The sequence below is a fragment of the Xanthomarina maritima genome (assembly GCF_008084905.1).
Taxonomy (GTDB): domain Bacteria; phylum Bacteroidota; class Bacteroidia; order Flavobacteriales; family Flavobacteriaceae; genus Xanthomarina; species Xanthomarina maritima.
The window spans coordinates 54854-66990 of sequence record NZ_VSFC01000019.1; the positions used below are offsets into that span (position 1 = coordinate 54854).

10 protein-coding genes are annotated in these 12137 nt (G+C 34.0%); 5 read left to right on the forward strand and 5 right to left on the reverse strand.

Annotated features, from left to right (window positions below):
- Positions 1-29: 29 nt before the first annotated feature.
- The gene (locus FVF61_RS03370; protein WP_148453314.1) at positions 30-878 is read right to left on the reverse strand and encodes an AraC family transcriptional regulator; all 849 of its coding nucleotides are present in this window, start codon (positions 876-878) and stop codon (positions 30-32) included.
- 150 nt (positions 879-1028) lie between these two features.
- Here FVF61_RS03370 and FVF61_RS03375 point away from each other — a divergent pair, with 150 nt between their 5' ends.
- The 5 genes from FVF61_RS03375 to FVF61_RS03395 all read left to right on the forward strand — a co-directional run bounded on the left by FVF61_RS03375 (position 1029) and on the right by FVF61_RS03395 (position 7331).
- The gene (locus tag FVF61_RS03375) at positions 1029-1943 is read left to right on the forward strand and encodes a dihydrodipicolinate synthase family protein (protein ID WP_148453318.1); all 915 of its coding nucleotides are present in this window, start codon (positions 1029-1031) and stop codon (positions 1941-1943) included.
- Between the two features lies 1 nt (position 1944).
- Positions 1945-3528 carry an aldehyde dehydrogenase (NADP(+)) gene (locus FVF61_RS03380; protein WP_148453321.1) on the forward strand — a complete coding sequence of 528 codons (1584 nt, stop codon included), beginning with the start codon at positions 1945-1947 and terminating at the stop codon, positions 3526-3528.
- A gap of 2 nt (positions 3529-3530) precedes the next feature.
- The gene (locus FVF61_RS03385) at positions 3531-4538 is read left to right on the forward strand and encodes a 4-hydroxyproline epimerase (RefSeq protein WP_148453323.1); all 1008 of its coding nucleotides are present in this window, start codon (positions 3531-3533) and stop codon (positions 4536-4538) included.
- A gap of 247 nt (positions 4539-4785) precedes the next feature.
- On the forward strand, positions 4786-6030 hold the full coding sequence (locus FVF61_RS03390) for an NAD(P)/FAD-dependent oxidoreductase (protein WP_148453326.1): 1245 nt from the start codon (positions 4786-4788) through the stop codon (positions 6028-6030).
- Between the two features lie 2 nt (positions 6031-6032).
- Positions 6033-7331 carry an aminopeptidase P N-terminal domain-containing protein gene (locus FVF61_RS03395; RefSeq protein WP_148453330.1) on the forward strand — a complete coding sequence of 433 codons (1299 nt, stop codon included), beginning with the start codon at positions 6033-6035 and terminating at the stop codon, positions 7329-7331.
- Here the strand turns inward: FVF61_RS03395 and FVF61_RS03400 are convergent.
- The 4 genes from FVF61_RS03400 to FVF61_RS03415 form a co-directional block, all read right to left on the reverse strand.
- Positions 7323-8390 carry a proline racemase family protein gene (locus tag FVF61_RS03400; protein ID WP_148453332.1) on the reverse strand — a complete coding sequence of 356 codons (1068 nt, stop codon included), beginning with the start codon at positions 8388-8390 and terminating at the stop codon, positions 7323-7325. The two genes, FVF61_RS03395 and FVF61_RS03400, sit on opposite strands and share 9 nt — an antisense overlap.
- Positions 8383-9342, reverse strand: coding sequence for an ornithine cyclodeaminase family protein (locus tag FVF61_RS03405; RefSeq protein ID WP_148453335.1), 960 nt, complete (start codon positions 9340-9342; stop codon positions 8383-8385). Before FVF61_RS03405 ends, FVF61_RS03400 begins: the two co-directional genes overlap by 8 nt.
- A gap of 113 nt (positions 9343-9455) precedes the next feature.
- Complete coding sequence (locus FVF61_RS03410; RefSeq protein WP_148453338.1) at positions 9456-10805, reverse strand: S28 family serine protease; 1350 nt, start codon at positions 10803-10805, stop codon at positions 9456-9458.
- A gap of 49 nt (positions 10806-10854) precedes the next feature.
- A complete protein-coding gene (locus tag FVF61_RS03415) occupies positions 10855-12129 on the reverse strand; it encodes a UDP-N-acetylmuramoyl-tripeptide--D-alanyl-D-alanine ligase (RefSeq protein ID WP_148453341.1) in 1275 nt (424 codons plus the stop codon).
- Positions 12130-12137: the final 8 nt, after the last annotated feature.

The following is a 12137-nucleotide window of genomic DNA, read 5'->3' on the forward strand; positions in this document are numbered from 1 at the left end:
ATGTATAAACCTTTTTTTATTTCCGTATTTTAATGAAGATTCTCCTTTTTATAGACTAAAGGTGTTTTAAGTTTTACTTTTTTAAATTGTCTGTTGAAATTCGACATGTTATTAAATCCTACTTTGTAAGCCACATGGGAAATAGTGGGATTTTTTTTAGATAATAGAAGTTTACAGGCATGCTCGATGCGTAATTCGTTTAAAAATACGCCATAGGTTTTATTCGTGTACTTTTTAAAATATTTGCAGAATGCGTTTTTAGTCATGTTGGCCACATTAGCAACAGATTCTAAAGTTATTTCTTTATCGTAATTTGTCATAGTAAACTTAAACACATCACGCATGCGTTCACCTTCTTCTATAGAGACGTTTTTTTCATAGATAAATGAAGACAAACTTTTGTAGTTACTTTTTGAGAAAAGATTCAATAATTGTAAAAGTATGATGAATCTTTCTAATTTTGTGGCAGTTTCAACCCTATTAAAAAGCGATATAATTTCAGTTTGATTGGAGCTTATTTTAAATCCGTGTTTGGCTCGTTTAAAAAAATCTTGCGCTTCAGTCATTTCATCCAAAACAAAAAAATCTTTACCAAAGCTAGATTCAGTAAAAAACAACGTGAGCATATGCGATAGTTTATATTGTTCCTGATCGCTTTCAAATACATGAGGTAACTGACTTCCTATTACAATAACATCACCTGTTTTATAATAATTAATGGTATCGCCAACAATTAAAGTGCCTTCACCTTTTACAATATAACTTAATTGAATTTCTTCATGTTGATGAAGTTTATCATAAAAAAAGGGTTCTAAATCAACTTGGTAAACCAAAGCTGCCGATTCCGGTTTAGGTATTTTAAAGGGTAGAACTTTCATAATTTCAGACGCATTAATAAGTACAAAATTAAGCAATAATGATTATTAAAAACTATTAATTAGATAATATAGTATCATAAGTGGATAAAAACAGATTATTTTAAATATGAAATCATATTTACATTTGTGGTATTAAAAATTAGATATATTATGAGTATTCAATGGAAAGGCGTTATGCCAGCAGTTACAACCAAGTTCACAGATACAGATGAACTAGATTTAAACATGTTTGAAGTAAATATAAAGGCACAGTTAGATGCTGGAGTCCATGGCATTGTACTTGGTGGCACTTTAGGAGAAGCTAGTACCTTGTTAGATGAAGAAAAACGAATTCTAACTCAAACCACAGTAGATATTGTTAAAGGTCAAGTTCCTGTTTTAATAAACATTGCCGAACAAACCACTAAAGCAGCCATTCAAGCAGCTCAAAAAGCTGAAGAGGATGGAGCTAAAGGTTTGATGATGCTGCCACCCATGCGTTATAAATCTGGAGACAGAGAAACGGTAGAGTACTTTAAAGCAGTTGCAAATAATACGTCGCTGCCTATTATGGTATATAACAATCCAGTGGATTATAAAATTGAAGTGACTTTAGATATGTTCGAAGAATTATTGAAATGTAACAATATAGAAGCAGTTAAAGAATCGACACGAGATACTACTAATATTACACGAATCAAAAATCGCTTTGGAGACCGTCTAAAAATTATGACAGGAGTTGATACTTTAGCTTTAGAAAGCATGTTGTTAGGAGCTGATGGTTGGATTGCTGGTTTAGTGTGTGCTTTTCCAGCAGAAACAGTGGCCATTTATCAACTTCAAAAGGCTGGTAGATTAAAAGAAGCTCTTGATATATATAGATGGTTTATGCCTTTGTTAGAGTTAGATATAAACCCTAAATTAGTACAGAATATTAAACTGGCAGAAGTTGCCACTGGAATTGGTACAGAAAACGTTCGTGCTCCAAGATTACCATTAATTGGAGATGCGCGTAAACATGTCTTACAAGTGATAGAAGAAGGTTTGAAAAACAGACCTACACTTCCAGATTACAAAAATTTATAATATGATATCAGGAAAAAATTATATAGGAAACCAACTTTCTGCAAATGGAAATAAAACTTACAAGACTTTTAATCCACAGTTGCATATTGAAAACAGTCCTATTTATACCGAATCCACAAAAGAAGAAATAGATAAAGCAGTTAGTTTAGCATCGAAAGCATTTAAAACATTTCGAAATATCTCTGGAAAAAAGAAAGCCGAATTTTTAAACGCTATTGCAGACGAAATTTTAGCATTAGATTCCGAATTAATAGAGACTTATTGTTCAGAAACTGGTTTGCCAGAAGGTCGTGCTATAGGAGAAAGAGGAAGAACCGTTGGACAATTGCGTGCTTTTGCCGAGTTGGTTCAAGAAGGTTCTTGGGTTGAAGCAAGTATTGATACGGCTCAACCAGAAAGACAGCCTATGTCAAAATCGGATATTAGAAAAATGTTGGTTCCTTTAGGGCCAGTTGTCGTATTTGGAGCTAGTAATTTTCCATTGGCTTATTCAACAGCTGGAGGAGATACTGCAGCAGCTTTGGCTGCTGGATGTCCAGTTCTTGTAAAATCGCATCCCATGCATGCAGGAACAGGAGAATTGGTTGCTTCTGCCATAATTAAAGCTGCCGAAAAAACAGGTATGCCAAATGGTGTGTTTTCAAATTTAAATAGTAGTGGAATTGAAGTGGGAACGCAATTGGTGTCGCATCCTGATGTAAAAGCTGTTGGATTTACCGGAAGTATTCGAGGTGGAAGAGCTTTATACGATTTAGCTGCTAAAAGAGAAGAACCCATTCCTGTTTTTGCGGAAATGGGAAGTATTAATCCAGTGGTTATTTTACCTGAAGCATTAAAAAATAAAGGAGTGGCTTTAGCAAACACCTATGCTGGATCTATTACTTTAGGAACTGGTCAGTTTTGTACCAACCCAGGGTTGTTGTTAGGAATTAAAAGCGACTCATTAACAAACTTCATTCAGAATTTATCTGATGAAATTATAAAAATTGAACCATCCTGTATGTTGCATCCAAATATTATTGGAGCTTATGAAAGCAACAAACAAAAAGCATTGTCTCAGCCAGAATTAACTGTGGTTGCCAATTATGATTCAGAAGTTAAACCTAATTATGCCAGACAAACGGTTACAACTGTTGAAGGTTCTACTTTTTTGAATAATACCACGTTACATCAGGAAGTATTCGGACCTTATTCTATGGTTGTTCAGTGTGAACATGCACAACAATTAGAACAGGTAATTTCAAAATTAGAAGGGCAGTTAACAGGAACTTTAATTGCTGAAAATGATGAAGCTGCGCAATATTCTCAAATTATTGAAGCGCTTCAAAACCGCGTAGGACGTATTATTTATAATGGTGTGCCTACAGGTGTTGAAGTTTGTCCGTCTATGGTTCATGGCGGACCATATCCTGCATCCACAGATAGTCGATTTACAGCTGTTGGAATTCATTCCATAAAACGATGGGTTAGACCATTTAGCTATCAGGACTGGCCAAATAACTTGTTGCCAGATGCATTGAAGAATGAAAATCCTTTACATATTTCACGTTTGGTAAATAATAAACAAACTACAGATAACATTTAAAAATGAAAAGCACGTTTGTTTGCATTGATGCACACACCTGTGGCAATCCAGTAAGAGTTATTAAACATGGTGGTCCAGATTTGATAGGAAATACCATGAGCGAGAAGCGTCAGCATTTTTTAAAGGAATACGATTGGATCAGGAAAGGTCTCATGTTCGAGCCTCGTGGTCACGACATGATGAGTGGCAGTATTTTATATCCACCACACCATTCTGAAAATGATTTTGCCATCCTATTTATTGAAACTTCTGGTTGTTTGCCAATGTGTGGACATGGAACCATTGGAACCATAACTATTGCCATTGAAGAAGGTTTGGTTAAACCAAAAGTTCCAGGAAAAATTAGAATGGAAGCACCTGCAGGATTAGTAGAAATAGACTATCAACAAACTGGAGCTAAAGTGGATTGGGTAAAACTAACCAATGTAAAAAGCTATTTAGCAGCCGAAGGTTTAACCATTGAGTGCCCAGAATTAGGAGAGATTCGTTTTGATGTGTCCTATGGTGGGAATTTTTATGCCATTGTGGATCCTCAAGAAAATTTTTCTGGAGTTCAGGATTTTTCGGCTTCAAAAATTATTCAGTATTCTCAAGTGGTAAGAGAGAGGATTAATAAAAAATATCCAAACCTATTTATTCATCCAGAAAATGAAACGATAAAAGACGTGACACATATGCTTTGGACAGGAACTCCAATAGACCCAACCTCTTCGGGTAGAAATGCTGTTTTTTATGGAGATAAAGCCATTGACAGAAGTCCTTGTGGCACAGGAACTTCGGCAAGATTGGCACAATTGTATGCGAAAGGAAAACTGAAAGTTGGAGAGGATTTTATTCATGAGAGTTTTATTGGAAGTAAGTTTGTTGGACGTGTTGAAAAAGAAACTACTTTAGATGGCAAATTAGCCATCATTCCTAGTATTCAAGGATGGGCAAAAATTTATGGACATAATACCATTACTATAGATACAGAAGATGATCCTTATGCTTTGGGGTTTCAAGTGATTTAAACTATTCCCAACTTGATTGAGAATCTAGAAGGAAATAAATTATTTTCCGAATAACGAATAACGAATAACGAATAACGAATAGTGAATAACGAATAGTGAATAGCGAATTGCGAATAAGGAATAGCGAATAACGAATAGTGAATAGCGAATAGCGAATAGCGAATAGCGAATAGCGAATAACGAATAGCGAATAACTCATTAACCCATTAATTCATTAGTTTTATTAGCTCATTAATTCATTAACTAAATGAAACATTGTATAATCATCGGAGGAGGCATCATAGGTTTATGCTCTGCTTATTATCTTCAGAAAGAAGGTCATCAAGTAACCATCATAGACCAATCCAATATGGATGCAGGAGCATCTTATGTGAATGCTGGATATTTATCTCCAAGTCATTTGGTGCCATTATCTGCTCCAGGCGTTATGAAAAAAGGTTTGAAATGGATGTTAAATCCTGCAAGCCCTTTATATATTAAACCACGTTTGGATTCCGATTTTATTAAGTGGACCTTAGCTTTTAATAAATCTTGCCATGCCAATCATGTTAAAAAAGCCATTCCTGCCATTAAAGGTATTACTTTATTGAGTCAGGATTTGTATGATGATATCAAACGTGAAGAGAACTTTAGCTTTCATTACGAGAAGAAAGGACTATTGATGTTGTGTCAGACTGAAAAATTGCTAGAAGAAGAAATAGAAACAGCTCATTTAGCAAAACGAGAAGGTTTGGATGTTAACGAGATTAGTCATGAAGAATTGAAAGAGCTAGAGCCTCATGCCACTTTTAATGTCAAAGGAGCTACTTATTATAAATGTGATTCTCATACCACACCTCATGAATTTATGACAGAGATGAAAGCACATTTAAAAGCTGTTGGTGTTCAGTTTTTTTCTAATGAAAAGGTAGAAGACTTAGTGGTAAATAATGGTAAAATTGAAGCTGTTATAACGAAAAATCAGACTTTAAAAGCTGATGAATTTGTGCTTGCTGCAGGTTCTTGGAGTTCCATATTAGGTAAAAAGCTAGGTTTAAAATTGTTGTTACAAGCAGGAAAAGGCTATCGTATTAATACTACTCAAGACACAGGAATTAGCATTCCATCTATTTTAGCTGAAGCCAAAGTAGCAGTTACACCTATGAATGGATTTACACGTTTTGCAGGCACTATGGAAATAGCAGGTATCAACGATAAAATAAATAAAATACGTGTTGAAGCCATTGCAAGAGCTGCAACAAGTTTTTACCCTGAAGTAGAACTTACCCAAGAAGAAAAGAATCAAGCTGCTTCTGGCTTACGTCCAGTTTCTCCCGATGGTTTGCCATTTATTGGAAAATCTTCAAAATGCAAAAACCTGACCATCGCCACAGGTCATGCCATGATGGGGTGGAGTATGGGTCCAGCGACTGGAAAGTTGGTTTCTGAAGTTATTTCAGATAAAAAACCTATTTTAGATTTAAATCCGTTTCATCCAGATAGAACATTTTAATTATGAGATACAATCAAATTCCAAATAGTTTATTCATAAAAAGCAGAACCAATTTTACAGCTAAAATGAAAGCCAATACGTTGGCTATTTTAACGTCCAATGATGTAAAACACAATAATGCAGACGATGTCATGGGTTTTACACAGAACAACGATTTGTTTTATTTGTGTGGTATCGACCAAGAAGAAACCATTTTGGTGTTGTATCCAGATGCTTATAAAAAGGAAAATCGGGAGATTCTGTTTATTAAAGAAACGAATGAACATATTAAAATTTGGGATGGCGACAAGCTAACTAAAGATCAAGCTACTAATATTTCCGGAATAGCACGTGTGGAATGGCTTCAGGATTTTGAAAAAGTCTTGCAATTAATGGCTTTTGAAGCAGATGGCATTTATCTAGGGCATAATGAGCACATCAAGCGTGTGACTTATAATCAGCAAACGCAGCAAGACAGAATGATAGCATGGTGTAAGGAGAAATATCCTTTGCATACGTATTATCGTGCTGCGAAAATTACACGCGATTTAAGATTGATTAAATCTGAAGAAGAAATTGCTTTAATGCAACAAGCAGCAAATATTAGCGTGAATTCTTTTAAACGCGTCTTGAAAGCTTGCAAACCAAGCATGAAGGAATACGAGTTGGAAGCCGAATTGTCTTATAGCCTAGTAAAATCTGGTGCTTCGCGTCATGCCTTTAAACCTATTGTGGCTTCAGGTAAAAATGCGTGTGCACTTCATTATAATACCAATGATGCTGTTTGTAAAGATGGCGACATGATTTTATTAGATTTTGGTGTTTGTTATGCCAATTACAATAGTGATACCACTAGATGTTTTCCTGTAAACGGAACATTTTCTGAAAGACAAAAAGAAGTTTATGCTTCTGTGTTGCATTGTTTAAAAGCAGGAAGTAAATTGTTGAAACCTGGGATTTTACCTTCAGATTATGAAGCTACTATGGCAAAATTAGTAGAAACTGAACTCATAAAATTAGGATTATTACAAGCTGAAGATGTTGCCAAACAAGACCCTGAAAAACCTTTGTATAAAAAGTATTTTATGCATGGCACAGCGCATCATATAGGATTGGATGTTCATGACGTAGGTTTGTATTCAAAAGCTCTAGAACCTGGAATGGTTTTAACTTGCGAACCAGGAATCTATATTCCAGAGGAAGGAATAGGTTGCAGGTTGGAAAATGATTATCTGATAATCAAAGACGGAAATATCAACTTAACAGAAGCTATGCCTATTGAGATTGAAGATATTGAAGCGTTGATGACATCTTCATCTTAAAATAAACCCATCTTTCATTGGGTCCTTTGGATCTATCACAAACGTGTGCTTTCCTGTAATATGAGCAGTGCCTTCCACTTGTGGAATCACAGCTTTAAATGTGCCAAAATCTTCTTCGGAAATAATGGAACCTTTAAAAACGGAGCCTGTAATACTCTCTATACTCATAGTTTCATTATAAGTCATTTCATTTCTAGCTTTGTGAATTGCCATTCTACCAGAAACACCTGAGCCAGTAGGACATCTATCGACTTCGCCTTCAGCAAATATGCACACATTCCGACTATCTACTCCAGATTCTTGCTTCTTATTATCTATAAAAATGGTGCCATAAAGAAAACTCAAATCTTCTTCAAAAGGATGAATAATTTCTTTATCGTTTTTCATAACAGCATGTTTAATATCCATGCCTTTAGCTATTAAAGACCGATAAGATTCTGGTTTTAAATTGAAATCGAAATTGTTTTTTGCCATATCCACATAGGCATAAAAAGCACCACCATAAGCTAGGTCATAAGTTACTACTCCAAGACTATCAACCTGCACTTTATTATCTAAACTAACTACAAAACTTGGCACACAATGAAACCTAACACCAGTAACTTTTCCATCTTTTACATGAGCGAAAGACGTAATTCTACCACAAGGCGCATCTATTTTTAAGGTATTATCTCCTTCTTTAACTTCAATCCATTTCATTTCTACAGCTAATGTTGAAATAGCAATAATGGCATGACCACACATGGTAGAATAGCCTTCGTTGTGTAAAAAGATAATTCCAAAATCGCCTTCATCATTGTTTGGAGGAGTTAAAATACAGCCATACATGTCTGCATGTCCACGAGGTTCAAACATTAAAGCTGTACGTAAGTGGTCGTAATTTTCTAAACAATACCTTCTATATTCTAAAACTGAATTTCCTCTTAGTTCTGGGAAACCATCAATAATAACACGAAGGGGTTCGCCACCAGTATGCATATCAATGGTTTTTATTTGTAACCAATTGGTATTTGGATTAAAATCTGTTTTATTGCGAATGTTAAGGTATGTGTTATTCATTGGTATATTTATTATAATAGTAAGTAGCTGCAGTTAAATCCTCTAGAGAATGACCTACAGATTTAAAAAAAGTTATTTCATTTATATTTTGTCTTCCAGGTTTTTGATTAGAGCATAGCTCAAACAGGTCTGCTTTAATATCTTTTTCTTTAAGAATGCCATTTTTTAATGGGATAACAATATCTCCACTTTCTTTAAGTCCACCTTGGTAGGTATCGATAAATATGGAAGATTTTTTAATAACTTCATCATTAGCTTCTCTCATATCTGGTTTATAAGCACCAACTAAATCGATATGTTGTCCAGATTTTAATAATTCACCTAAAACTAAAGGAGTTTTTGATAAGGTGGCACTGGAAATAATATCGACTTCAGAAATTTTTTCTTCAATCGTTTCAATAGGATACACATGGAATTTTTCATTTTGAAGTTCAGCAGCTATTGCTTCTGCTTTCTCCATATGTCTGCCCCAAATAAAAACATTTTTTATAGGTCTTACTGAAGCATGAGCTTTTATAAGATTTATGGATAAAGCACCAGTACCAATCATTAGCAGAGATTTTGAATCTTTCTTAGATAGATAAGATGATGCCAAAGCCGATGCAGCTGCAGTGCGTTTAACGGTTAAACTTTTGGCTTCTATGATGGCTTTTATAGTGCCTTTTAAAGCATTGAAATAAATATAAGTACCTTGAATGGAGGGTAGATTAAACCGACTGTTTTCTGGATTGACTGTGACTATTTTTACACCAGCTACTTTCCCTGGATTCCATGCAGGCATTAATAAGAGTGTTGACTCTGAGTTGACTTCTAGATTCGGAAAATCATGATGATGACGTAAAGGAACCATCACATCCTTATTAGAAAAACTCTGTTTTAATTCTTGAATTAATTCAGAGAAAACAGTGCTTTGCTCAATAAAAGCATCTCCAATTTGTAGAATTTTATCCATACTTTAAAAGTAGCTAAAATTTAAATTATAAATACATTTTAACTATAAATCAGTGAATATTATATTTATATTGGATAATATAGTATCTAAATTGATTCACTTATTATGGAAAGCTATTCTTTTAACCAGCCATCAATTATGTTATAGATTTCTTTTTGTGTTTCTGGACTAAAACTTTTTATTCTAGTTGTATGACTTCCTTCAGGTAGAACAAATTTATAGACCTCTCTTTTTAAAGCATTATCTTCTAATTCTACTGCAGTTGCACTCCAGGCATCATATTCGCCATAGATAAAAAGCATATCTTCGGCAGAATTATCCAGAAATGTTTGAACCTCTTGCATAGGTTTTAAATCGTATTCTTTAGAAATACCTTCAGGGAAAGCCCATTCGAATTTATAAATTTCTTCGGTATTTAAATACTGTTTAAAAGGAGCTGTTTCATAACCATAAATTCCTTGTTGTGTTAAAGCAGCCCAAAAGTAAGGTTGTAAATTTTCGACCGCTTTTTCTTCAAAGAAACCATAACCAACCACATTAATCAAGTGGGTGTAAATTTCCTCAACAGAAGCATTCTGAGTTGGGATACTTTCAATGGGAGTTCCCCATTGCCAAAACGCAAAAGAATATTCTAAAATGGTATAATCTATGGCTTTATCTATACCAAATTCCCATGTCATATTTTTTTCTTTAGCTTCATTTTTCATCATTTCCAAAAGAGCTGCTCTGTTTTCAAAACATAAGTTTTGAAACGCTTTTACTTTATCTCTATTTTCTTGAGTGCTAACAGTATTTAAAAATTCATAAACTCTTGGGTCTTCACGTTCAAAATTTAAAGGACCAACATAACAAACACACCCATCTACGTTGTCTGGAAAATATCTACGATGCAACATGGTTGTCTGGCAGCCTTTAGAAATTCCAGTAGAAATAAACTTGGCTTCTGGATACAATGCTTTTTTAATGGCATCTATAATTCTTGCTTGATCTTTTGCTGCATTTTCAACAGTCAAGGTATTCCAGTCTATAGTTTCTGGTCGTGAATTATTAAAATATCTATGTTCTATATTAATTTGATTCGCTTTATAGTGGTCTGCTAATTCACCGGCTTTTTCTGAGCCAATGCCATAACCTTGAAGTTCAACTATAACAGGTTGTGAAGGTTCAACAAAACCTAAAAAAACACGTTGATTAAAAGTGCCCTTTGTCAAGTCGTTGTAATCTATGGGTTGCTCAAACCAGATTTCATAATTCTCATTAAAATGACTTACAGGTTCTCTTTTTTCTATGCTAACAATATTTTTAATGGAAGCTAATTTTTCGAAATTTGATAAATTAGTTGAAGCTAAAGCTAAAGTTGAATCAGAAGCTATAGCCGAAGTAGAAGTAGAAGTTTGTGAAGTCTTACAATTTATAAGTAAGATTACAAAAAGGGATAGAAATAGTTTTCGTATTAATTTCATAAGTCGTTGTTTAAGAGTTTCGCAATATGTTATAAATATAGTGATTAAACTATAACAATTCTAATATACGCTCTAATGCCATGCCTCTAGAGCCTTTAATTAATAGGGTTGCATTTTCTAGATTTTTTATATGGAACTGCTCTTTAAACTCGTTGAATGTTTTATAAGTTTCATTATTTGTATGGATGGCATGGTGAAAATTTTCACCTATATATATTACTTTCGAAATGTTAAGAGAATTAGCTAATTTAGCGATTGTTATATGTTCTTTATTAGCTTCTGTACCCAATTCGAACATATCACCAAGAATGGCTATTTTGTTTTTAGCTTCCAACTTTCCAAAATTTTGCAAGGCAACAGTCATACTTGAAGGGTTTGCATTGTATGCGTCTAGAATAATTTTGATTGTGCCTTTTTCTACAATTTGAGATCTGTTGTTTTTTGGTGTGTAGTTTTCTATAGCTTCTTTAATTAATGCTTTATCAATTTTGAAAAAAGTGCCTATTGCTATAGCTATAGCAATGTTATTGAAATTGTATTCGCCAATTAATTGGCTCCTTATTTCTATATTATTCAAACTGACTGTTACGTTTGGTTGAGCCCTTTTAAAATAAATTTCAACATCATCTGTTTTCTGTTGCCCAAAGGTAAACGTATTAGCTCCTTGGCTTTTTTCTAGTTGTAAGGAATCGTTTGAGTTAACAAAAATAGTTTTGTTGTGTTCTATAAGATGATTGTAAAGTTCAGATTTTCCTTCAATAACACCTTCTACGCTACCAAAACCTTCTAAATGTGCCTTTCCGAAATTGGTGATCAAGCCATAATCTGGAAAGGTTATGTTACATAGAAACTCTATTTCTTTTTTGTGATTAGCTCCCATTTCAACTATGCCTATTTCTGTATTCTTGTTCATTTTTAACAATGTTAAAGGCACACCAATATGGTTGTTGAGATTTCCTATAGTTGCTGAGGTATTATATTTTTTTGACAATACAGCATGAATCAACTCTTTGGTAGTAGTCTTTCCATTACTTCCAGTTAGTGCAATAATTGGAAGATTTAAATATTTTCTATGATAACTTGCTAATTTTTGCAAGGTTGTAAGTACATCTTCAACTAAGATGCATTGTTTGTTAATTGCAAATTCTTCTTCATCTATGATACAATAGGAAGCACCATTTTCTAGGGCTTGTTTAATAAAGGCGTTGCCATTAAAATTGTCGCCTTTCAGAGCAAAATATAAATCGTTCTTAGATATTTTTCTTGTGTCTGTTGAAACAGAAGGGTATTTTAAAAAGAGTTTGTACAGTTGTTCTATGTTCATAAAATAAA